Below are 23469 nucleotides of genomic sequence, written 5' to 3'. Positions count from 1 at the left end.
TTCGATCACAGCACGGTAACGGCGAGGCTGTGATCTGGCAACTACAACGTGTCGATCAGCACATACGCTGCGACAATCATCTCGGAATCGCCGCTGGTCGATCACGAATCGGTCACGGGCCCAGTGGAAAAGAATGTCCGCCCGGGCGTGTTGCCGCCGCGTGGGAGGGTGGTTCCATGAGCAATGTCGAAACCCAGCCCGTCGAGATCGAGTGCGAGCACGGCCCCGATGCACCGGGGTCCGCGGGCCGTCCTCTGCTCGAGGTCATCTCCTCCCGCGAGGTGCCGCTGGGCGGGCCGCGCGCGATGCCGGTGCGCCGCACCCTGCCGCAGCGTGCGCGGTCGCTGATCGGCGCCTGGTGCTTCGCCGACCACTACGGCCCCGACGACGTCGCGCTCACCGGCGGTATGGACGTCGCGCCGCACCCGCACACCGGGCTGCAGACCGTCAGCTGGCTGTTCACCGGCGAGATCGAGCATCGCGACAGCAAGGGCGTGCACGCGATGGTCCGCCCCGGCGAGGTCAACCTGATGACCGGCGGCCACGGCATCTGTCACTCGGAGGTCTCCACCCCGGAGACCACGATCCTGCACGGCGTCCAGCTGTGGGTGGCCCTGCCCGACGCGGCCCGCGACGCGCCCCGCAACTTCGAGCACTACGTACCGCCGGTCGTGTCCGTCGACGGCGGGTCGGCTCGGGTCTTCCTCGGCTCGGTGGCCGGTTCGTCGTCACCGGTGCACACCTTCACTCCGCTGCTCGGCGCGGAACTGACGCTCGAACCGCGGGCCTCGGTCCGGCTGGACGTGGATCCGACGTTCGAGCACGGCGTCCTGGTCGACACCGGATCGGTGCGGCTCGAGGACATCGACGGCGTCGATCTTGCCCGCGCCGACCTCGGTTACGCCGGCATCGGGGCGTCGCAGCTGACCCTGACGAACCTCACCGACGAACCAGCCCGCGTCGTGCTGCTCGGCGGCGAGCCGTTCGGCGAGGAGATCGTGATGTGGTGGAACTTCGTCGGCCGCAGCCACGAGGAGATCGAGGCGTTCCGCGACGCGTGGCAGGCCGAGTCCGAGCGGTTCGGCGCGGTGCAGGGCTACACCGGCGACGTGGCGCGGCTGCCGGCACCGCCGCTGCCGAACGCGCGGATCAAGCCCCGGACGAATCCGCCGTCGGCCTGAGTGACCATTCCTCGGCCCGGGTGCGCGGGATCCCGCGCACCCGGGTCGGGAGTGGGCGCTGCGGCCGAGGTCAGTCGCGGGCCGGCAGGCGGTAGACGCGCTCGGCCGTCGCGGTCGACGACTTGGCCAGCTCCGCCGGATCCTCGCCGCGCAGCTCCGCGAGCGCGCGGACCGTGTACGGCAGGCAGTACGACTGATTGGGTGCACCGCGGAACGGGTGCGGCGTGAGGAACGGCGCGTCGGTCTCGACGATCAGCTGTCCGGCGGGGACGAGCGGCGCCGCCTCACGCAGCGCCTTCGCGTTCTTGAAGCTCACCGTGCCGGAGAAGCTCAGCACGTAGCCGGCGTCGACGCAGGCCCGCGCCATCGTGGCGTCGGACGAGAAACAGTGGAAGATCACCGTCTCCGGCGCACCCTCGTCGTGCAGGACGCGCAGCAGGTCGGTGTCGGCGTCCCGGTTGTGGATCATCAGCGGCTTGCCGAGCCGCTTCGCGAGGTCGATGTGCCAGCGGAAGCCGTCTTCCTGTTCCTCGACTGCGGCGCAGCCGTCGAGCTTGCCGGGCCAGTACAGGTCCAACCCGGTCTCACCGACCGCGACGACGCGCGGATCGGACGCCAGACGCTCGATCTCCGCCTTGGTGGCGTCGTCGAGGACGTTGGCACGCGTGGGGTGGATCGCGACGGCGGCGAAAACACGGTCGTCCCAGTTCGCGGCGTCGACCGCGAACTTCGCGGCGTCCAGGTCGTCGGCCACCGTGACCACCCGCTCGACACCGACCGACGCCGCGCGGTCGACGATCTCGCGCACGCTCGCGGCGTCCGTCGCGCCGCACGCATCGAGGTGGGTGTGGGCGTCGACGAGTGGAAAAAGCGGCTCGGGCAGGTCCGGGGCGGGACGATCCTTACTCACGTCGATAGAGTAGGCGCACCATGACTGTGCCTTCCTCGCCTACTCCGCCGGCCGGGCCTGCCCAGCCCTCCCGGACCCCGTTCTATCTGACGACCGCGATCGCGTACCCCAACGGCGCCCCGCACATCGGGCACGCCTACGAGTACATCTCGTCGGACGCGATCGCGCGCTTCAAGCGTCTCGACGGATTCGACGTGTTCTTCATGACCGGCACGGACGAACACGGCCTGAAGATGCAGCAGACTGCGGCCAAGGAAGGCATCGACGTCCGCGACCTCGCCGCGCGCAACTCGGATGTCTTCCAGACCATGGACAAGGTCCTGGGCATCTCGTACGACCGGTTCATCCGGACCACGGACGCCGACCACCTCGAGGCCAGCAAGGCGATCTGGGAGCGGATGAAGGCGTCCGGCGATATCTACCTCGACACGTACTCGGGCTGGTACTCGGTGCGCGACGAGGCATTCTTCTCCGAGGACGAGACCACCCTCCAGGAGGACGGCACCCGCATCGCCACCGAGACCGGCACGCCGGTCGAGTGGACCGAGGAGTCGAACTACACGTTCCGCCTCTCGAAGTACCAGGACCGACTCCTCGCCCACTACGAGGAGAACCCCGACTTCATCGCACCGTCCACCCGCCGCAACGAGATCCTCAGCTTCGTCAAGAGCGGACTCAAGGACCTGTCCATCTCGCGCACGACGTTCGACTGGGGCGTGCCGGTGCCCGGCGACCCCGAGCACGTCATGTACGTGTGGGTGGACGCGCTCACCAACTACCTCACCGGCGCGGGATTCCCGAACACCGATTCGGACGAGTTCCGGAAGTACTGGCCGGCGAACCTGCACATCATCGGCAAGGACATCACGCGGTTCCACACCGTGTACTGGCCGGCGTTCCTGATGTCCGCAGGTGTGGAGCTGCCGCAGCGCGTCTTCGTGCACGGCTTCCTCTACAACAAGGGCGAGAAGATGTCGAAGTCTGTCGGCAACGTCGTCGACCCGCTCGCGATGGTGGAGCAGTACGGCCTCGACGCGGTCCGCTTCTTCCTGCTGCGCGAGATCTCCTACGGCCAGGACGGCAGCTACAGCCACGAGGCCATCGTCACCCGCATGAACACCGACCTCGCGAACGAGCTCGGCAACCTGGCACAGCGCTCACTGTCGATGGTCGCCAAGAACTGCGATGCCCAGGTGCCGACGCCGGGTGAACTCACCGACGACGACCGTGCGCTGCTCGCGCAGGCCGACGCGCTGCTCGCGAAGGTCCGCGCCGAGTTCGACGTGCAGGCGCTGCACCTCGGGCTCGAGGCGATCTGGCACGTGCTCGGCGAAACCAACCGGTACTTCTCGCAGCAGGAACCGTGGGTGCTGCGCAAGACCGATCCCGCTCGGATGGCCACGGTCCTGTACGTCACCCTCGAAGTGGTCCGCATCGTCGGCATCCTCGTCCAGCCGGTGATGCCGGGCTCGGCCGAGAAGATCCTCGACCTCCTGGGGCAGACGCCCGAAGCGCGCACGTTCACCGACCTCGAGACCCGCATCGTCGCAGGTACGCCGCTCCCGAAGCCGGTCGGCGTGTTCCCGCGATACGTCGAGGAGACGGTCGAGGAGTAGCGCCCACCGAAAGTTGTCGGCCCCCTGGTGCACACTGCACGCCATGGGGAGCAATAGAACATACTTTCGAACGCAGGACCGCCTGGCCGGCGACTGCATGCCTCCACGGCAGCGGTCGGCGGCCGGGCTGATCACGGCACTCGCGGACGCGTACGAGCGCGGCTGGCAGCCCGCGGACGTCATGCACGTGACACGTCGGGCCCTTGGCTCCGGCGCCGTGCCCACGGCCGCCGCCGCCGTGCTCTACCAGGCACGCGCGACGGACGTCGACGGCCGCGCGCCGCGCGAGTGGCGGGCACAGCTCGAGCAGATCGCCGACCGCGAATCCGAAGCGGGGCGATTCGCTGCCGGGCTCCCGGCCTACTGCGACCCCGACGAGTTCGCGACGGCGCTGGACGCGGTGGGCTGGCAGATCGGGGTGCGCGAGTGGGTCGCGCTCACGGTGCAGTGGCTCGAACTCCCCCGCCTGACCCGGCTGTGCGATCCGCCGTCGACGTGGCCGCGTGCCGGCACCCGACCCCAGACCACGGATGTGGTGGACGACGCACGGTGCGCGGACCCGAAGGTACTCAACAGGATCCGCGGGCTGCTGGCCAAGGCGGAGGCCACCGATTTCGTCGAGGAGGCCGAGACGTTCACCGCCAAGGCCCAGGCCCTCATGACCCGGTACGCGATCAACTCGGCCCTGCTGCAGGGAACCGGGCCGACCGACGGTGCGAATACCGCGGTCTCGAGCCGCCGCATCCACCTCGACAACCCGTATGTCCGAGAAAAGGTCCACCTCCTCACCGCGATCGGCGAGGCCAACCGGTCGCGGACGGTGTGGTTCGACAGGTTCGCGATCGCGACCGTCGTCGGCAGCCCGCTCGACCTCGAGCAGGTCGACCTGCTGTTCACGTCCCTGCTGATCCAGGCCACCCGGGCGATGCAGTCGGCGGGTGCGCGCGACGCTGACGACGCTGACAATTTCAGGGGCTCGCGCACCACGTCCTTCCGCAAGGCATTCCTGTTCGGGTTCGCGGTCCGCATCGGGCAGCGACTCAAGGAGACCGACAGCCGGGCCACCGCCGAGGCCGCGGTCGACGCCGACGTGCGCATCGACGACCTGCTGCCCGTCCTCGCCGCGCGATCGGAGGCCGTCGACGCCGAGTTCGAGCGCCTGTTCCCGAGCACCAAGGCATCGCGGAGCAGATCCGTCGATGCCGACGGCTGGTATGCCGGACAGTCCGCCGCCGACGACGCCTCGTTGTCGCCCGCAGACCGGGCGATCGCGCGATGAGGCACCGCCCACACCCCCGGTGCCGACCGGATACAGATCACCGCGGACCGATGTCGTCTGAGGCACGGCCCCATGGAAAGCTGGACCAATGCGGATCGAGCGACTCGGAAGCGGCGGCACCGCCGCCGCCGTGTTCCGCGCATTGGCTCGGCGGGCTGTCACGCGGCAGCTTCCACCGCCGGCCGGCCTGATCGGCAGCTGGTTCGACGCCGCCGCCGTGATCGCACCCAGCGTGCACGCGAGTTCGTGTCGGCCCGACGACGCATTCACGTTCCCGGCGTCCGTCTCACGTGAAACACCCGTACCCGACGGTCTGCTGATCGGCGGCGGCTGGATCGGCTACCGCGCCTACCCGGACCGATCGGGCGCGTTGCCGGCGGCCGCCGGTGGCTGGACGGATCACGTTCTGCGGCTGGACACCTCGGGATGCTGGTGGTTCGAGAGCCTCACCGACCTGTCCTGCCCCGACGACCTGACCGCGGCGGTGCGTGAGCCCGTCGCGCAACCGCAGCCGTGGCAGATCGACTGGATCGACCCGGATCGGCGCGCGCACCGCCACGGCGTCGAGGCCTGCCTCGACGCCATCGCGCGCGGTGACGTCTACCAGGCGTGCGTGTGCGCGCGATTCCACGGGACGAGTTCAGGTGCCCCCGTGGACTTCTTCGCCGACGCCGTCGACCAGACGCGACCCAGCCGGGCCGCGTTCGTCGAGGGAACGTGGGGCGCTGTCGCGTCGCTGTCACCGGAACTGTTCCTGTCCCGCCGCTCGGGCACCGTCACGTCGAGCCCCATCAAGGGCACCCTCCCGCTGAGCGAAGACCCTGCCGCGCTTCGCCGTTCAGTCAAGGATGTCGCCGAGAACGTGATGATCGTCGACCTGGTCCGCAACGACCTGGGCCGGGTGGCCGAGCCGGGCTCGGTACGGGTCACCGACCTGTTGCGGGTCAAGCCGGCGCCCGGCGTGTGGCACCTGGTCTCGACGGTGTCGGCCGCCCTGCCCGAGACGGTCGGCACCCCCGAACTGCTCGACGCGGCCTTCCCCCCGGCCTCCGTCACCGGCTGCCCCAAACACTCTGCCCGACAACTACTCCGCGGCTGGGAACCCGAACCCCGCGGCGTCTACTGCGGCACGGTCGGCATGCACAGCCCGATCGCCGGGCTCGAACTGAACGTCGCGATCCGCACCGTCGAGTTCGACGCGACCGGCGGCGTCGGACTGGGAGTGGGCGGCGGCATCACCATCGACTCCGATCCCGACGCCGAATGGCAGGAATGCCTCGACAAGGCCGCGAGCATCGTCACGCTCACGACGTCGCGCACGCACCCCGACCGGACTCCGGCATCTCGAAGTGTGCCGGCCGGTCCTGAGTCAGTTCCGAAGTAGCCGAACAGATCCGCTCGGTCACCGCGTCCGCGTCGAGTCGCCACGTGCGGAGCACACCGTCGCCTCCACCCGCGACCACGATGGACGAGTGCGGCAGGAAGTTGACCTGCCAGCGACCCGTTCCGATCGTCGTGAGCGGACCACCGACCGCCTCGCCGCCGTTGTCCCCGTCCACGCTCCACAGCCGGACCGAACCGTCGTCGCTGCCGCTGACGACGTGCGTACCGTCCGCACTGAACGCGACGCTGTAGACCGTCCCGGTGTGCCCACTCATCGCCGTGCCGCGCGGGTTGAACCCACCCTCGGCGTTCCTGTCCCACAGCAGCAAGGTGTGGTCGTCGCTCGCGGTGACCAACGTGGAGCCGTCCGGACTGAACGAGAGCGAGTTCACGCCGCCGTCGTGACCGCCCTCGCCGACCGGACGAGACTGCGGCACCGACGGATCGGTGACATCCCACGCATGGATCTCGCCGTCGGCACTGGCCACGACGAGGACGTCGCCGCTCGGACTGAACACCGCGCTGCGCACCAGGTTGTGGGGGCCCGGCAGGCTCGGCCCCCGCAGCACGGGGGCATACGGATCCTGGATGTTCCACAACGCGACCCGGAAGTCGTCGTCCCCGATCGCGAGGGTCCGGCCGTCGGGGCTGAACGCCATTTCCCACGTGAAACGGGTCGCCGTCGCGATCGGCGGGCCCATCGGCACCGGCCGCGCCGGGTTCTGCACGTCCCACAGCTGGACGCGCCCGCCCGCGGTCTGCGTGGTCGCGAGGACCCGACCGTCCGGAGAGAGCACCGCGACGTTGGCACCGCCCAACGGGCGCGGCACGTCGATCGTCCCCGCCCGCTCGATCTGACCGTGCCGGTCCACCGACCACAGCCGCACCGCCGAGTCGTATCCCGCGGTGGCGAGCAGTGATCCGTCACGATTCATCGACGGCAACGTCATCGACGAGTCCGACACCGGGACCGTGCCGCCCGGCAGCGTCCACACCCGCACCAGCGAATCCTGTCCGCCGGTGATGATCGTGCCGCCGTCCGGCGACAGCGCCAGCGCCGGGACCCCGCCGCCGTTCCCGCTCAGCGCGGGCCGCAGCTCGTGGAGAGTCCGGGTGCTCGGGTCCACCGACCACAACTTCGTCGTCCCGTCCCACGACGCGCTCGCGAGTGTTCCGCCGTCGGCCGCGAAGGCGATGGTCCAGATGCCACCGGTGTGCGCCTGGACGGGAGCGCCGACCGGACGGATCGCGGCGATGTCGGTCGCATCGAACATCCGGATCAGCCCGTCGTCACTGCTGGCCGCGAGATTTCGGCCGTCCGGGCTGAAGGCCACCGAGTGCACGACGTCGTCGAAGCCCGACAGCTCGGCCCCCAGCTGGACCGGTTTGGCGGGATCGGCGATGTCCCACACCTTGACGGTGCGGTCGTCGCTCGACGTCGCGAGCACCGCGTTGTCGCGGAACGACACCGTCCGCACGGCGCCGGAATGCCCCCGCAGGGTCCACGCCGGGAACTGTCCGGAATCCGGCGCCGACGTGTCGAAGAGGGTGACGGTGCCGTCGTCGTGCGGCGCCGCGAGGAGCCGACCGTCGGGACTGAAGCGCACGTTGTGCACGGCACCCGGCGCGGTTCGCAGTCCCGAGACCAGGGGCCGCGGCGCCGCGCGGTCGCTGACGTCCCAGATCCACATGGTGCCGTCACCGCTGCCCGCCGCGAGGAGCCGGCCGTCGCGGCTGAACGACACCGACGACATGTACTGCTCGGGCCCGGTGAGTTCGGCGCCGAGCTGCACCGGCGCAGAGCGATCGGTGAAGTCCCACAGCCGCACCGATCGATCGTCGCTCGCGGTGGCCAGTGTGCGGCCGTCGGACGAGATCGCGACTCCGTAGATCGGACCGGCGTGACCGGGCAGGGCCCGGGAGATCGGCGTGTTCTCCGTCGCGACCAGTCGGGTGAACGCGTCGGCGTTGTCGGGCCGCATCTGCCAGGCCGCGAGGGACAACTGCGCCGCGGTCGTCGGATCGGTGTCCCGCAGGGCATCCGCCAACGCCACCACCTGCTGGAACTGGGCGGTGCTGCGCTCGTTCTCGGCACGGGACTTCGCCCCGAGCGCCATCGCACCCATCACGATGGCGACGACGGTGGAGAACGCGAGCGCGGCCATCACGGTCCGCTGCATCCACGCCTGTCGACGGACCTGCCGTTCCGACGACTCGAGGAAGTCCTCGGCCGCGGGCGTCAACGACGCCGCGACCGCCGCGATCCCACCGGCTTCCGCAGCGGCGGCGCTGTCCGCCCGGTTGGCCGCGTGTTCGGCCAGCAGGTCGAGACGACCACGGTGGTAGAGCAGACTGTGATTGCGGTCGGCGTGCTCCCAGTGCACCGCATCGGTCTCGACCTGCTGCCGCAGCGCCGAGTACGACCGGTCCTCCTGGATCCAGGTCTTGAGCCGGGGCCACGTGTCGATGACCGCGTCGTGGATGAGCTCGACATCGTCGCCGTCGACCACGAGGACACGGGCGTTGACGAAGTGGTCGATGACGCGCCGCGCGGCCCCGGTGTCGTTGCTCTCGAACGCCACGAGCTGGCTCAGGGTCCGTCGGATCTTGACGTCGGTGCCGGTACTCGTGACGTACACGAGGTGGACCATCATCGCCCGCGCCAGGACGCGGCCCTGTTCGTCGAGCTGTTCCCAGGCGCGCTCGGCGGCCGCGGCGATCGAGCCCAGCACTCCCCCGGTGGCCCGGTAGTTCGCGATCGTCAGCTGACCACCGCGCCGCCGCTCCCACATCGTGTCGAGCAGGTGCGAGACGAGTGGCAGGACGGTGCCGCTGCCCTCACCGGCGGTCAGCACCCCGAGGTCGTTGAGGATCAGGTCGACCAGTCCCGGCTCCAGTTTGAGCCCGATCATCCGCGCCGGCTGGGTGATGACCTCGACGACGTCTTCCCGCAGCAGCGGCGACACCGCCTTGCTGCGCTGTTCCAGTGCTCGTGCGAGCACCGGGTAGGCGAGCGCCTGAGCGTAGAAGTCGGAACGCATCGTCGCGACCACCGACGCGGTCTCGGACGGCTCCGCGCCGGCACGAGCAGTGGCCGCGAAGTCCAGAATCGTGAGGAACCGCGCCCGCTCGCCCGGATCCGCGCACTGCGTGAAGAGTTCCTCGATCTGGTCGACGACGAGAAGAAGCTGGTTCGCCTGCATCCGAACCGCGGCTCGCGCGAGCGCGGACTCGATGTGCTGGTGGTCGGGCTCCTCCACCCAGTCGCCGAGCTCCGGAACCGCGGTGACCAGTGCCGCGAGTGGATGGGCGCCGGGCGTGAAGACCACCGGCGCGAAGGTGGCCCTGCCGCCCTCGCGATCGTGACCCCGCAACTCCGGGATCAGGCCCGCTTGTACGAACGACGATTTGCCGACACCCGAGGCCCCGGTGACGACGACCAGTCCCTGGCCCTGTGCCGACAGCACCGCCCCGACGAGTGCACTCACGCTGTGGCGGCGACCGAAGAACAGCCGCTCGTCCTTCTCGCGGTACGGCGCCAGACCGCGGTAGGGACGCACACCGGCGGGCAGGGCGGGCGCCGACGACTCGGTGCCGGCGCCGGTCGCGCGTCCTTGCTGGACCGCGTTCGCGCTACGCCACCACGTCTCCCACTGACGCATCGAGAAGAGCCCGTCGGTCGGCGGCGGTCCCCCGTGGAGTGGTCGGGCCATCCGGATCAGCACCGCCAGCACCGGGCGCACGGATTCGAACGTGGCGGGCATTCGTTTGCCCGAACGCCAGTCGCTCACACGCTGGACGGAAGCGGGCTTGTCGCCCCCCCAACGACCGCGTCAGGGTCGATGCCTCCGTGACGACCTTCTTGAGCGGGGGGCCGCCCGCGGTCGCGAACAACAAACGCAGCTGGTCGGCGAAGAACAGCCGTGCCTGCGCACCGGACCGCTCCGCGTCCGGCGTCTGTCCCGTCTCGGACGTCATCGCCCGTGCACCCTCCCTCGGTCCCCGACCGCTTCCACCAATTCGACCTGTTTGCCGCTTCCGCGGGCCTGCGGAATTCCGCTGCGGATTAATTCCTCACCACCCGCGAACTGCGATGATAGCCCCAAATGCGGACCCTTCGGTTTTCCTGTAGGGCGAAGCGGGGCAAAGTCGACATCGACGCACAACGGCCCTGCGCCGGCGGCGCGGTCGCCGGTTGGGGCTGAGTTTGACGAGGGGTAGTCCCTGCCGGTGCACGCCACGGTGAAGGAGCGCGAGATGATCGAACGAGCGACGAGATTGACGGCGAAGACGCCGCCTGCAATCGCCGCAGGTCTGATCATCGGCGCAACAGTGGGCCTGATGGTGCTGTTGGGTGCGGCCCCCGCCGATGCGGCCGCGACCCTGTCGGGTGGGACTTCGACTTCGGTCGAAGCTCCCACCCACAGGTAAGGGCCCGTCGGGGGTCGGCGGGGGCAGCTCGGATTCCTCACCCCGCGTGACCGGCGGTAGGACTCAGTCCCGCCGGGCCGCGAGCACCGTCTCGTACAACTCTCGCTTCGACACTCCCGGCGACGTCTCCGCGGCGACCTGCGCGCACGCATCCTTGAGTCGGATCCCGTCGGCGACGAGCCGTTCCACCTCCGCGACGAGGTCCTCCGGATCTGCCGACACCGGCTGTGCACCCTCCAGAACGACGGTGATCTCGCCACGCGCGCCGTCGATCGCCCATTCCGCGAGTTCGGCGAGGGTGCCGCGACGAACCTCCTCGTACGTCTTGGTCAGTTCGCGGCACACCGCCGCCCGGCGCTCGCCGCCGAGCACCGCCACGGCGTCGGCCAGACACGCGGCCAGTCGGTGCGGCGCCTCGAAGAAGACGCACGCGCGAGCCTCGGTGCGGAGTCCTTCGAACCACGTGCGTCGCTGTCCCTGCTTGCGCGGCGGGAACCCGTCGAAGCAGAACCGTTCCACCGGCAACCCGGACAACGCGAGCGCGGTGGTGACGGCGGAGGGACCCGGCAGACACGTCACCGGCAGGTCCTTCTCGACGCACGCCGCCACCAGTCGGTAGCCGGGGTCGCTGACCGACGGCATGCCGGCGTCGGTCACCAGCAGGACCGTCTTCCCCTCCTCGATGTCGGCAACGAGCGCAGGCAGCCGGGTGACCTCGACCTGGTCGTAGAAACTGACCACCCGACCGGTGATCGTGACTCCCAGCGCGGAGGCCAACGACTTGGTTCGTCGTGTGTCCTCCGCTGCGACGACGTCGGCGGAGCCGAGCGCCCCGCGCAGTCGTTCGGAGGCGTCACCGACGTCGCCCATCGGAGTTGCGGCAAGGACGAGGCGACCAGTCATGGGAGACAGCCTACGATCGACCCGTGACCCAACTGACGGACGAGCGCCCCACGCCGCCGTCCGGCAGTGTCCGCTCCGTGAGTCCGGCGCCGCTCGCGCCGGACCCGGACTTCGGTCCGACGGATCGACTGCGGGGTTGGGTCGTGTCGCTGGTGATCACCGCGCTCGCGGCGATCACCCGGTTCACGATGCTGAACTACCCGACCGACGCCGGCACGCCCGTGTTCGACGAGAAGCACTACGTGCCCCAGGGCTGGCAGGTCCTCACCGGCGGCGGCATCGAAGACAACCCCGGTTACGGCCTGGTCGTGCATCCCCCCGTCGGCAAACAGCTGATCGCGTTGGGCGAGGCGATCTTCGGCTACAACGCGTGGGGATGGCGGTTCGCGTCGGCGGTCGCCGGAACGATCCTGGTGCTGCTCGTGGTCCGGATCGTGCGGCGCATGGCCCGCTCCACACTGGTCGGCGCGATCGCCGGCCTCCTGATGATCGTCGACGGCGTGTCGTTCGTGTCGTCCCGACTCGGCATGCTCGACATCTTCCTGGCCCTGTTCACCGTCGCGGCACTCGGCTGCCTTGTGGTCGACCGCGACCAGGTGCGAGAGCGGATGGCCCGGGTGCGGGCGGAGGGCCGGATCGGTGTCAGCGACCTCGGTCCTCGTCTCGGGGTGCGCTGGTGGCGGTTCGGCGCGGGGATCATGCTCGGACTCGCGTGCGGCACCAAGTGGTCCGGGCTCTACATCATCGCCTTCTTCGGCCTGCTCTGCGTTGCGTTCGACGTCTCGGCCCGGCGCGCGTACGGGGTTCGTCGGCCGTGGGTCGGGACGGCGGTCCGCGATATCGGCCCGTCTCTCTATGCGCTGGTGGTCGTCCCGATCGGCGTGTATCTCGCGACGTACTGGGCGTGGTTCGCGAGCGAGACCGGCGTGGACCGGCACGCGACGGGCAATCAGATCGGCACGGGCAGCACGTTCTCGTTCGTGCCCGATGCGCTGCGATCGCTCTGGTACTACAGCGCCAAGGTCCTCGAGTTCCATTCGGGACTGACGAATTCGGCGGGCAATCACCATCCGTGGGAGTCGAAGCCGTGGACGTGGCCGATGGGCCTGCGGCCGATGCTCTACTACTACGCCGAGGGCGAGCAGGTGTCCGGCTGCGGTGGCCCGACGTGTGTCAAGGCCGTCATGCTGATCGGCACCCCCGCGATGTGGTGGCTCGCGCTGCCTGTTCTCGCGTGGGCGATGTGGCGGACGTTCGTGAGCCGCGACTGGCGGTACGCGACGGTGCTCACCGGCTACGCGGCCGCGTTCCTGCCCTGGTTCGTCACCCTGGACCGGCAGATGTACTACTTCTACGCGGTCGCGCTCGCACCGTTCCTCGTCATGGCGATCGCCCTGATACTCGGCGAGATCCTCGGCACCGCGAAGGATTCCGCCGAACGCCGCGGCACCGGACTGCTCGCGGTCTGTCTGTACCTTGGCCTGGTGGTCGCGAACTTCGTGTGGCTGTGGCCGATCCTCACGGCCGTGCCGATCAGCCCGGAGTTGTGGCAGCAGCAGCTGTGGCTGCCGAGCTGGCGCTGACCTCCGGATTCTTCGTTCCCGCAAAAGACGTCCGCACACGCGCACGGATCGGGTGTGTGCACCGAATGTCCAGGTTTCGGATATCCCTCGCCGGGACCGTGTTTGCCGTTGTCGCACTGCTGTTTCCGGCTGCCGCACCGATCGCGCAGGCGGATTCCGGTGAGGAGAGCCACCCGCGATACTCCGACGTCACGTCGGTGGGTGTGCACAACACGTTCGAGAAACATCGCTACGCGTTCCTCGCGGACGCGTTGGACGCCGGCACGGGCATGATCGAACTCGACGTGTGGACCAACGCCGTCGGACCGGATTGGCGCGTGTCGCACTCGAATCCGGTGGGCAACGACAACAACTGTGCGGGCGCGACGTCGGCGGCACAGATGCGGACCGGCCCGCGCGACCAGTTCCTCGGTGGCTGTCTCGCAGATCTGCGCGCGTGGCACGACGCGAACCCCGCGCATCCGCCGGTCATGGTCAAGGTCGAGATGAAGGACGGCTTCACCGCGCCGCTGGGCCGGGGTCCCCGAGAGTTCGACGCCCTGGTGCGCAGCCATCTCGGCGACGCGGTGTTCGGGCCGGCGGACCTCGCCGACCGAGCCGGATCGACGACCCTCGACGACGCCGTCCGCACCGGCGGCTGGCCGGACCGCAGCGAACTGAGCGGCAAGTTCCTGTTCGAGCTGATCCCCGGCACCGTACAGGAAGTGAACCCCCTCGACCACTGGTGGACCGACCGGGCGTACGCGACCCACCTGCGCGACCTGGCACGCGTCGGCGGCCTGGGCCTGGCGACCGCGTTCCCGGCGGTCCACAAGGCGCAGCCCGGCGATCCCCGCGAGGCCCGGTACGACGCGGATCTGCGGCCGTGGTTCGTCGTGTTCGACGGTGACGCGAGCGCTTTCGCCGCCGACGGGATCGACATGCGCTGGTACCGGGACAACGGGTACCTGGTGGTGATGACCGATGCCCACAACGTGGCACCGGCCCTCGACCCGGTCGCGCCGGCCGAGGACGCCGCGCGCGGGCGCGTCACGGAACTCGCGGCGCGTTCGGCGAGCGTCGTGTCCACGGATTGGACGCCACTTCCGCAGGTGCTGTCGATGGTCGTCGATCGGTCCTGACGGCCGGGCCGTCAGGTCCAGCGCCGACGGGCCCGCACCGACAGTCGCCGTTCCTGCCGTTCGGCGAGGATCAGCGGATCGCGGGCCAGGTCCCGGTACAGCGAGATGCACAGCCCGATCATGACGATCACGAAGGGCGCGGCGGCGATGATCGTCATGGTCTGCAGTCCGTTCAGCGCGTCGGCGCCTCCGGTCCAGAGGATCAACGCGGCGACACCACCGGTGAGCATGCCCCAGAAGACGACCACCCAGCGCGCAGGCGCGAGCGAACCGCGCTGCGACAGGGTGCCCATCACCATCGAGGCGGCGTCCGCCCCGGAGACGAAGAAGATCGCGACCAGGACCATCACGAGGATCGTCGTGATGCCGAAGAGCGGCAGGTTCTCGAGCATCCCGAACAGTTGACTCTCGGTGGTGTCGCGGCCGGCGAGGTCGATGCCTTCGCGTTGTTCGTTGATTCCGGCACCGCCGAACACCGCGAACCACAGCAGACTGACCAGGCTGGGGATCAGGATCACCCCCACGACGAACTGCCGGATACTGCGACCGCGGCTGATCCGGGCGAGGAACATCCCGACGAACGGGGTCCAGGAGATCCACCACGCCCAGTAGAAGATCGTCCACGACGACAGCCACTCCGCCGTCTCGGGATTGCTCGACGCCGCGGTGCGGGCAGACATCGCAGCGAGGTCGGCCGCGTAATTACCGATGGTCGTCGGGATCAGGTTGAGGATCAAGACGGTCGGCCCGAGGACGAACACGAACACCGCGAGGATCAGCGCCAGCACCATGTTGGTGTTGGAGAGCCACTGGATTCCCTTCGCGACCCCGGACACCGCCGACGCGACGAACGCGAGAGTGAGGACGGCGACCACCGCGACGAGCAGCAGCGTGCCGACCTCGCCCATCCAGCCGACCACCTCGAGCCCGGATCCGATCTGCAGGGCGCCCAGTCCGAGGGACGCGGCGGTGCCGAACATCGTGGCGAAGATCGCGAGGATGTCGATGACGCGGCCGATCGGCCCGTCGCTCCGCCGGCCCAGCAGCGGGAAGAAGGCCGCACTGATCAGCTGCGGTCGGCCCCGCCGGTAGGTGCCGTACGCGATGGCCAGACCCATCACCGCGTAGATGGACCACGGGTGCAGGCTCCAGTGGAACATCGTGGTGGCCATGGCCGTTCCGACTCCGCCGTCGGTCCCCGGTGGCGGATCGACGAAGTGGGCCAGCGGTTCGGCCACACCGAAGAACATCAATCCGATGCCCATGCCGGCGCTGAACATCATCGCGATCCAGCTGACGGTGGTGAACTCGGGTTTCTCACCGTCCTTGCCGAGCGGGATGCGCCCGTACCGGCTCGCGGCGAGCCACAGGGTGAAGATCACGAACCCGGAGGCGGCGATGACGAACAGCCAGCCCAGGTTGGTGACGAGCCACTCGAGCATGGCGCCGGTGACCGATTCGAGGTTGTCGGGGGCTACGAGCCCCCATACGACGATGGCGGCGACGGCGCTCGCGGCCACGCCGAACACCACACGATCGGTCCCGGACAGCTCGCGTGCGCCTGCCATTCCTCACACGGTGCTCACCCGGACCGGCAAAAGCAAGCACCCGGGCGTCGTGGCGACGTCCCGGGTGCCTGTAGTAGACGGATCAACCGGCGGACAGCACGCTCCGCGAGTTCTTGCCGACCACCGCGTCGATGCTGAGCCGCCCGGCGCCGACACCCGCGATCAGCAGCGACGCGACACCGAGCGCGAGGACCAGTTCGAAGCCTCCGTCGCCGACGAAGATTCCCTTGTCGGCGTGGACGAGGAAGAACGCCCCGGCCATGTCCAGGAACAGCAGCACACCGGCGATGCGGGTTGCGAAGCCGATGAGCAGCGCAATACCGCCGACCAGTTCGATGGTGGCGGCCGCGATGGCGGAGACGTCGGCGAGCGGGATGTCCATGCCCGCGAACGCGGCCTGCGTGCCGTCGATGCCCCAGTCGAAGAACTTCTGCCAGCCGTGGGCGATGAAGATGACACCGATGCCGATCCGGGCGATGAGCAGGGTGGCGTCGCGGAATGCGGTGGAATTCATGAGGGTCCTCGGAGGTGGTGGGACGCGCGAGAAGAACAGGATCACGCGCTCTCGGGTAGGCCCACTCTGACACTTTTAAGTTGAAGCGTCAACCAAACCGGGTCACGCCCCCCTCAGCGCCGTCGCCACGAACGCCGCGGCATCGGTGTCGGAAATCCCCATGCGGCGAATGGCTGCGACGTACTCCGTGGCTGCCTGCTGCGCCTTCGTCCGCGTCGGATCCCCGGATGCCGCGATGAACGAACCGAGCCGTCCGCGGGTTTCGATGACGCCGAGCTGTTCGAGCTCACGGTAGGTGCGGGCCACCGTGTTCGGCGCTATGCCCAGATCGGACGCAAGCTTGCGGACCGTCGGAATCTTGGCGCCGGCCACCAACTCCTCGTTTCGCACGAGTTCGAGGATGCGCACCCGCAGCTGCTCGAACGGCGGCGTCGTCGAGTCGTGGTCGATCTCGATGTCCACTGCATCCCTTTCATCGTCCTGCGGCCGTTCACGCTGGTTGAACTCACGGTAACGCGGCTACAGCGTCCCTGATCGGAATCGAGCCATTAGTCAGCATCAACGTGCGGCCGACCGCCCGAGGTGCGCGGCCGTCCGCACCGGGCTCCAGCAACGCCGCGATCACCGCCGCGACATCGGCGCGCGGAACGGTGCCGCGTTCGAGCGGCGGGTCGGTGAGCGTCACCTCCCCGGTCGGGTCGTCGTCGGTGAGCCCGCCGGGTCGCAGGATCGTCCAGTCCAGCCCCTCCCGCCGCCGGAGGTCGTCCTCGGCGGCCGTCTTCGCCGCCAGATACGCAGCGAAGACCTCGTCCGTACCCGGAGGCACGGGCTCGCCCGCGCCGAACGAGCTGATCTGGACAAACCGTCTGACACCGGCCAGTTCGGCGGCGTCGGCCAGGAGAACCGCCGCACCGCGGTCGACGGTGTCCTTTCGTGCGACACCGCTGCCCGGACCCGCGCCCGCGGCGAACACGACCGCATCGGCGTCGTGCAGCAACTCGGCGACCTGGTCGGCCGTCGCCTGTTCCAGATCGACGATCTCCGGCAGGGCGCCCAGCGCGCGCACCGGCCCCTCGTGGTCGGGATTTCGGATCAGCGCCACCGCGCGGTCTCCCGATGCGGTGAGCAGTTTGGTCAGGTGCCGGGAGATCTTGCCGTGCCCTCCGGCGATGACGATGCGTCGACCTGTCATTGCGGACTCCTCGCATTCGATTCGACTCGGATTCGACATGCATACGCGTTCCCTGCCATTGTCCCCGTGCAGAATGGCTCTCATGGCGAAGACCGCAACGATTTATCACAATCCCCGCTGCAGCACGTCGCGGAACACGTTGAAGCTCATCGAGGAGGCCGGCATCGAGCCCACCGTCGTCAAGTACCTCGAGACGCCGCCGTCCCGCGACGGCCTGCGCAAGCTGCTCGACGACGCGGGCCTGCTCCCGAGCGAGGCGATCCGCAAGAAGGAGGCACTGTACAAGGAGCTGGGGCTGGCCGAGGCGTCCGAGGACGAACTGCTCGACGCGATGGTCGACAACCCGATCCTCATCGAGCGGCCGATTGTCGTCACCGACCGCGGCACCGTCCTGGCGCGGCCGTACGAGAAGGTGCGCGAGATCCTCTAGTTCCCGGTCAGTCCAGCGGACCGCGCGCGAGCGGACACGACATGCAGCGCGGTCCGCCCCGGCCCGACCCCAGCTCGGACCCGGAGATGCGCAACACCTCGATGCCCGCCGCCTCCATCCGCGCGTTCGTCTCGACGTTGCGCTCGTAGGCAACCACGACGCCGGGGGCCAGCGCGAGGGTGTTGTTGCCGTCGTCCCACTGCTCACGTTCTGCGGTCACATGATCCAACCCGGTGTCGATCACCCGTAGCTTGCCGATCCCCATCGCGGCCGCCGCGGCGTCCAGGAACGGTTCCGGTCCCCCGATCCCGACAACGCCGTCCTCACGTCGAATAGTGAACGCCGACAAGGTGTCCCGCACCGCGGGATACATCACGACGGCATCCGAGTCGACCATCGTCAGTACGGTGTCGAGGTGCATCGACGCGCGCCGCTGCTCGATCGGTACAGCCAGGACGGTGTGCGCCAGCTCGTCCTCGAACACGCTGCGCGCCAACGCCTCCGCACCTGCCGGGGTGGTCCGCTCCCCCACCCCGACCGCGATGACCCCCGGCGCGAGCAGCAGGACGTCGCCGCCCTCGACGGGGGCGGTGTGGGACTCGTAGGCCCGCCGTACCCCACGAAACCGCGGATGGTGCGCGTAGATCAGGTCGGTCAGTGACGCCTCACGCACCCGCGCCGGCAGTGCGAGCGATGTGATCGCGACCCGGCCGCCGATCCAGAACGACGAATCCCGCGTGAACAGCAGGTTCGGCAACGGGTCGATCACGAAGTCCGCGCCGTGGTGCATCAGCCGCACGAGCGACGGGGTGGCCGCACCGGTCCCGATCGGCAACTCGTCGAACGTCATCCCGGACGTGAGGATCGTCGACAGCTCGGCGGCCGGGACGCCGCGCAGGTGCGCCGCCAGGTCCTGCGCCAGGACGTGCCCGAGTTTGCGGGGGTCGACAGCAGCCGAGATGCCCTGCATCCGGGCGGCGCCGCTGGTCGTGAGGGTCTCGGTGAGCAGGTCGGACACGAGCAGCACCTCGATGCCGCGGCCGCGTAGGACGTTCGCGAACGCGTCGTGCTCGTCCTGCGCACGATCCACCCAGGGCAGACCGTCGAACAGCAGTTGATCGTTGTTGCGGGGAGTGAGACGCCGTAGCTCGTCGCCGGGGCGATGCAGGAGCACCGACCGCAGCGCACCCACCTCGGTGTCGACACCCAGTTCGGACGGCTCCCGCACGCTCATGCGTAAACGGTAGTCCCGTGGACGACGGTCGGCACCCCGCACCCGGATCCTCGAGTATTGTTCAGGTTGTCGGCTCAGGGAAGGCGAGCACCGTGGACATGCCCGATTGGAACACCCGGGAACTCACGCCCGGACAGCTCTCCGAGCGCAGTGGTGTGGCGGTCTCCGCGCTGCACTTCTACGAGCGTGAGGGCCTGATCTCGAGCCGACGTACCAGCGGGAACCAGCGACGCTACAAGCGCGACGTGCTGCGCCGGGTGGCGTTCATCCGGCTGTCGCAGAAGGTCGGCATCCCCCTCGCCGAGATCCGCGACGCGCTCTCCACGCTGCCGGACGGCCGCACCCCGACGCGCAGCGACTGGGCGCGGCTGTCGAGCCGGTGGCACGCCGATCTCGACCGGCGGATCGAGCAGCTCACCAGGTTGCGTGACGACCTCACCAACTGCATCGGATGCGGGTGCCTGTCCCTCGCGAGTTGCACGCTGGCCAACCCGCACGACGAGTTGGGAACGGAGGGTCCGGGCGCACGGGTGATCGACGTCGAGATCGACTGACACCCGGTCAGCCGTTGTCGAGCCGACGGTGGGCCTCGGCCCGGTCCCGCTCGACCACCTGTGACACCATCTGACGCACCAACAGCTCGATCTGGCTGCCCACCAGCGGAATTCGCACTGTGGCCGTGCCGCGGACATCGAGCACGGAGCCGCTGGTGCCCGGACGTAGCGTGTATTCTCCGTCGATCGTGACGGGAATGCCGGTGGCGGACCCGGCGAGTGTCCCCGACGCCCGGCCGTCGTGCACGGCGCGCCACGTGTCGATCCGCTCCATCCGCATCTCACCGCGGACGACCTTGCGCACGAGTGCGGGGAACGTGTCGGTATCGACGGCCTCGGTCATCGTCACGGTGACGAGCGACTGCCCGTCGCCGTCGGACGTCCGGTCCACCCGCACCGATCCGCGCGACTGCGGCGGCATCCGCGAACGCCAGTAGCCCTCGTCGGTCAGGAGTGCGTGCACCCGGTCGACGGGGTGGTCGAAATCGGCCGAGAACTCGAATCGCTTCGGCATTCTGCCGACGCTACCGCACCGCTCAGGCGATCAGGCCCCGTTCGCGGGCCGCGGCCACCGCGGCCGTGCGGCTGTCGACCTCGAGCTTCGTGAACGCATGCACCAGGTGCGATTTCACCGTCGCCTCACTGACGAACAACTGTTTCGCAATTGCCCGATTGGACAGCCCCTCGGCCACGAGTGCCAGCACCTCGGTCTCCCGCGCGCTGAGGTCGGCGCGCGGTTGCTGCATCCGCCGGTAGAGCCGCTGCGCCACCTCGGGATCGAGCACCGTCTCGCCGCGAGCCGCCGCGAACACCGAGTCGATCAGCACGTGCGGGGCGGTGTCCTTGAGCAGGTACCCCGCGGCGCCCGCCTCCACGGCCCGCAGGATGTCGGCGTCGGTGTCGTACGTCGTGAGCACCACCACCCGCGGCGGGTTCGGGCGCGCCACGATCTCGGCGGTCGCACCGGCGCCGTCGATCCCGGCACCCAGACGCAGATCCATCAGCACCACATCGGGTTTCGCGGTCGCGGCCAACGCCACCGCCTCCTCGCCCGACGACGCCTCGGCCACCACCTCGACATCGTCGTGCGACGCGAGCAGCGCGCGCAGCCCGGCGCGGACCACCGGGTGATCGTCGACCAGCAGGACCCGCACGACGCTCACAGGGGACGCCCGACGGGAAGTGTTGCAGCCACGGCAGTTCCGTCGCCCGGAGCCGATTCGACCACCAGTGTTCCTCCTAACAGTGCAAGACGATCGCGCATCGCCCGCAGCCCGAATCCGCCGGCCTCGCGTTCGTCGAATCCGATGCCGTCGTCGACAATGTCGAGACGTACCTCGTCGGTGGCGTACGTCAGGGTCAGCCGCACGCGCCGAGCATGCGAGTGCAGGCGCACGTTCGCAAGAGCGCTCTGCCCCACCCGCAACAACGCGACATCGTAGTCCATCGGCAGCGGGACCGGATCGCCGTCGGTGAACAGTTCTCCGACGATCCCGGTGTGCTGTTCCAGCTGCTCCAACTGTCGCCGCAGCGCCGACTCGAGCGGCGCGGACTCGAGATCCGACGGCCGCAGCGCATCCACCACCCGTCGCGCCTCCACCAGGTTCTGCTGTGCCGTGTCGGCGATCTGGGTGAAGGTCGGGGCCGTATCGGTGCCACGCAGGCCCGCACGAGCCAGCAGAAGGATCGACGAAAAACCCTGTGCCAATGTGTCGTGGATGTCGCGGGCCAGGCGCGCGCGCTCGGCGACGGCGCCGGACTCGCGCTGCAACGCGACCAGTTCGTCCTGTGCATCGAGCAGCTCGCGGTGCGCGTCGGTGAGCTCGTCGACCAACTGCTGACGCTGCGCCGCCTCACGGGCCAACTGCTGGTACACCATCGCCATGCCCGCGGCCACAGCCGAACCGAAGGTCGGACCGAGGATGGACGCCACCGTGTTGCTGTCGCCGTGCAGCAGACTCGCGGCGATCGAGACGACCGTGAGCACCACGGTCGTGATCAGCGCCACCGGGACCGACAGCAGGTGGAAGCACAGGAAGAACAGTGCGAAGACGACCCACACGAAGTTGGGATTCGACGCCACCAGAGCCAGCCAGCCCGCCACCAGCACCGCCAGCCAGACCTGGCCCGTCGAGCGCTGCACGACACCGCGGCGGCGCACGAACGACACGCCGCCGATGTACCAGGCGAGCTCCGCGAGCGCTAGCACCAGAATCCAGGCCTCGTGCGCGCCCTGCGACACGAGGACCCGGCCGATACCCACCGCGAGAAGCAGAACGAACAGGACGTGGGCACCGATCTGCATCGCGCGCAACACCGGCGCGACGCCACCGGGAAGGGACACGTCGTGGGTCTGCATTGCATTCACGCTAACACCGCGGCACCACCCGCCGCCGCCGTGAACCGCTGTCTCCAACTTTCGATGGACCGGCGAAGTCAACCGATGCGCGATGCCCCAACCACCCCCTTCACGCGAAGCTGGATGACATGTTCCTCAGCATTCGAGATCTCCGCTTCGCCAAGGGCCGATTCACCCTGATGAGTTCGGCGCTGTTCCTGATCTCCCTGATGGTCGTGATGCTGTCGGGGCTCACCACGGGACTGGGCAACCAATCGATCGCCGCGGTCAAGCACCTCGGCGCCGACAACTTCGCGTTCGGCGAGCCGGCCGACGGGCAGTCCCTGTCCTTCGGGGAGTCCACCGTAACCGAGCAGCAGCGCGACGCCCTCGCCGCGACCGCCGGTGTCGACGAGGCCGCCGTCATCGGAATCGCCCCCGTCCGGATCTCCGCGGGAGACCGTGAGGTCGCGGCCTCGGCGTTCGGTGTGGACGGACACTCGTTCGCCGCCCCCGTGCCGCTCGACGCCGCCTCGGTCGCGGTCGACGCCGACCTGGCGAAGGACAACGGCTGGGGCGTCGGGAGCCAGATCACCATCGGCGCCGACACCTTGACCATCACCGCCCTCGTCGACGACTCTCTCTACAGTCACCAGCCGGTCGTGTGGATGAACCACGACGTGTGGACACAGCTCCCGGCCGCAGGCGGCAGCGACGGCACCGTGATCGCGATGCGCACCTCCGGCGGCTTCGACGCCGACAGTGCGGCAGCCGCCACCGGCACGTCGATCACCGACGAGGGCGGCGCCCTCAACGCGATCGGCTCCTACACGTCGGAGCGCGGATCCCTGCTGCTGATGCAGGCGATGCTGATGACAGTCAGCGCCCTCGTCGTCGGCGCCTTCTTCACCGTCTGGACCATCCAACGCAGCCAGGACCTCGCCATCCTCAAGGCTGTCGGCGCCTCCACGAAGTACCTGCTCAAGGACGCCCTCGGGCAGTCCCTCATCGTCCTGACGCTCGGCGCCGGCCTCGGCAGCCTGGCCGCCCTGGGACTGGGCACGATCGCATCGAAGTTCGTGCCGTTCACGCTGACCGTCTCGGGCACGCTCGTCCCGTTCGTCGCACTGATCGTGATGGGCATGATCGGCGCCACGGCAGCACTGGCCCGGATCGTCTCGATCGATCCGCTGACCGCGCTCGCGAACGCGCGCTGAGCCCGGCGTCCGACA

Annotated in this window: 20 protein-coding genes; 9 read left to right on the top strand and 11 right to left on the bottom strand. The window is 69.1% G+C overall.

Annotated features, from left to right (window positions below):
* Positions 1–176: 176 nt before the first annotated feature.
* Complete coding sequence (locus DEU38_RS00865; RefSeq protein ID WP_114718242.1) at positions 177–1181, top strand: pirin family protein; 1005 nt, start codon at positions 177–179, stop codon at positions 1179–1181.
* 70 nt (positions 1182–1251) lie between these two features.
* Here DEU38_RS00865 and DEU38_RS00860 read toward each other — a convergent pair whose 3' ends face one another.
* The gene (locus DEU38_RS00860; protein ID WP_114718241.1) at positions 1252–2091 is read right to left on the bottom strand and encodes a TatD family hydrolase; all 840 of its coding nucleotides are present in this window, start codon (positions 2089–2091) and stop codon (positions 1252–1254) included.
* A gap of 20 nt (positions 2092–2111) precedes the next feature.
* Between DEU38_RS00860 and metG the strand changes: the two genes are divergently transcribed.
* The 3 genes from metG to DEU38_RS00845 all read left to right on the top strand — a co-directional run bounded on the left by metG (position 2112) and on the right by DEU38_RS00845 (position 6370).
* Positions 2112–3707: a methionine--tRNA ligase gene (gene metG / locus DEU38_RS00855; protein WP_114718240.1), complete on the top strand. Its 1596-nt coding sequence runs from the start codon at positions 2112–2114 to the stop codon at positions 3705–3707.
* Positions 3708–3750: 43 nt separating this feature from the next.
* A complete protein-coding gene (locus DEU38_RS00850) occupies positions 3751–4986 on the top strand; it encodes a DUF2786 domain-containing protein (RefSeq protein ID WP_114718239.1) in 1236 nt (411 codons plus the stop codon).
* A gap of 88 nt (positions 4987–5074) precedes the next feature.
* On the top strand, positions 5075–6370 hold the full coding sequence (locus tag DEU38_RS00845) for an aminodeoxychorismate synthase component I (RefSeq protein WP_114718238.1): 1296 nt from the start codon (positions 5075–5077) through the stop codon (positions 6368–6370).
* Here DEU38_RS00845 and DEU38_RS00840 read toward each other — a convergent pair.
* Positions 6291–10160: a WD40 repeat domain-containing protein gene (locus DEU38_RS00840; protein ID WP_258557588.1), complete on the bottom strand. Its 3870-nt coding sequence runs from the start codon at positions 10158–10160 to the stop codon at positions 6291–6293. The genes DEU38_RS00845 and DEU38_RS00840 overlap by 80 nt on opposite strands.
* A 703-nt stretch (positions 10161–10863) precedes the next feature.
* On the bottom strand, positions 10864–11703 hold the full coding sequence (gene rsmI / locus DEU38_RS00830) for a 16S rRNA (cytidine(1402)-2'-O)-methyltransferase (RefSeq protein WP_114718236.1): 840 nt from the start codon (positions 11701–11703) through the stop codon (positions 10864–10866).
* A gap of 23 nt (positions 11704–11726) precedes the next feature.
* Between rsmI and DEU38_RS00825 the strand changes: the two genes are divergently transcribed.
* Both DEU38_RS00825 and DEU38_RS00820 read left to right on the top strand, forming a co-directional pair.
* Positions 11727–13286, top strand: a complete 1560-nt coding sequence (locus DEU38_RS00825; RefSeq protein ID WP_114718235.1) for a dolichyl-phosphate-mannose--protein mannosyltransferase — start codon at positions 11727–11729, stop codon at positions 13284–13286.
* Between the two features lie 65 nt (positions 13287–13351).
* Complete coding sequence (locus DEU38_RS00820) at positions 13352–14407, top strand: phosphatidylinositol-specific phospholipase C domain-containing protein (protein ID WP_114718541.1); 1056 nt, start codon at positions 13352–13354, stop codon at positions 14405–14407.
* A gap of 11 nt (positions 14408–14418) precedes the next feature.
* Here DEU38_RS00820 and DEU38_RS00815 read toward each other — a convergent pair whose 3' ends face one another.
* The 4 genes from DEU38_RS00815 to DEU38_RS00800 form a co-directional block, all read right to left on the bottom strand.
* Positions 14419–15975, bottom strand: coding sequence for a BCCT family transporter (locus DEU38_RS00815; protein WP_114718234.1), 1557 nt, complete (start codon positions 15973–15975; stop codon positions 14419–14421).
* Positions 15976–16057: 82 nt separating this feature from the next.
* Entirely contained in the window at positions 16058–16489 is a 432-nt protein-coding gene (locus DEU38_RS00810; protein WP_114718233.1) for a DoxX family protein, read from the bottom strand.
* A 102-nt stretch (positions 16490–16591) separates the two neighbouring features.
* Positions 16592–16951: a GntR family transcriptional regulator gene (locus tag DEU38_RS00805; protein ID WP_114718232.1), complete on the bottom strand. Its 360-nt coding sequence runs from the start codon at positions 16949–16951 to the stop codon at positions 16592–16594.
* Between the two features lie 43 nt (positions 16952–16994).
* Positions 16995–17681: an NAD(P)-binding oxidoreductase gene (locus tag DEU38_RS00800; RefSeq protein WP_114718231.1), complete on the bottom strand. Its 687-nt coding sequence runs from the start codon at positions 17679–17681 to the stop codon at positions 16995–16997.
* 82 nt (positions 17682–17763) lie between these two features.
* Between DEU38_RS00800 and arsC the strand changes: the two genes are divergently transcribed.
* On the top strand, positions 17764–18111 hold the full coding sequence (gene arsC, locus DEU38_RS00795) for an arsenate reductase (glutaredoxin) (protein ID WP_181818639.1): 348 nt from the start codon (positions 17764–17766) through the stop codon (positions 18109–18111).
* A gap of 7 nt (positions 18112–18118) precedes the next feature.
* Here the strand turns inward: arsC and DEU38_RS00790 are convergent, their stop codons facing one another.
* Complete coding sequence (locus DEU38_RS00790; protein WP_114718229.1) at positions 18119–19345, bottom strand: arginine deiminase; 1227 nt, start codon at positions 19343–19345, stop codon at positions 18119–18121.
* Positions 19346–19437: 92 nt separating this feature from the next.
* Here DEU38_RS00790 and soxR point away from each other — a divergent pair, with 92 nt between their 5' ends.
* Complete coding sequence (gene soxR / locus DEU38_RS00785; protein WP_114718228.1) at positions 19438–19899, top strand: redox-sensitive transcriptional activator SoxR; 462 nt, start codon at positions 19438–19440, stop codon at positions 19897–19899.
* Positions 19900–19906: 7 nt separating this feature from the next.
* Here the strand turns inward: soxR and DEU38_RS00780 are convergent, their stop codons facing one another.
* From DEU38_RS00780 to DEU38_RS00770, 3 genes are read right to left on the bottom strand one after another with little or no spacing between them, the layout of a single operon-like run.
* The gene (locus DEU38_RS00780) at positions 19907–20413 is read right to left on the bottom strand and encodes a DUF2505 domain-containing protein (RefSeq protein ID WP_114718227.1); all 507 of its coding nucleotides are present in this window, start codon (positions 20411–20413) and stop codon (positions 19907–19909) included.
* A 22-nt stretch (positions 20414–20435) separates the two neighbouring features.
* The gene (locus tag DEU38_RS00775) at positions 20436–21062 is read right to left on the bottom strand and encodes a response regulator transcription factor (RefSeq protein ID WP_114718226.1); all 627 of its coding nucleotides are present in this window, start codon (positions 21060–21062) and stop codon (positions 20436–20438) included.
* Complete coding sequence (locus DEU38_RS00770; RefSeq protein WP_114718225.1) at positions 21059–22258, bottom strand: sensor histidine kinase; 1200 nt, start codon at positions 22256–22258, stop codon at positions 21059–21061. Before DEU38_RS00770 ends, DEU38_RS00775 begins: the two co-directional genes overlap by 4 nt.
* 128 nt (positions 22259–22386) lie before the next feature.
* Here DEU38_RS00770 and DEU38_RS00765 point away from each other — a divergent pair, with 128 nt between their 5' ends.
* On the top strand, positions 22387–23454 hold the full coding sequence (locus DEU38_RS00765) for an FtsX-like permease family protein (protein ID WP_114718224.1): 1068 nt from the start codon (positions 22387–22389) through the stop codon (positions 23452–23454).
* Positions 23455–23469 lie beyond the last annotated feature (15 nt).

This window comes from Rhodococcus sp. AG1013, from assembly GCF_003350365.1.
Lineage (GTDB): Bacteria > Actinomycetota > Actinomycetes > Mycobacteriales > Mycobacteriaceae > Prescottella.
The sequence above is the reverse complement of the archived record's forward strand: the minus strand, read 5'-3'. Positions and strand labels throughout refer to the sequence as shown.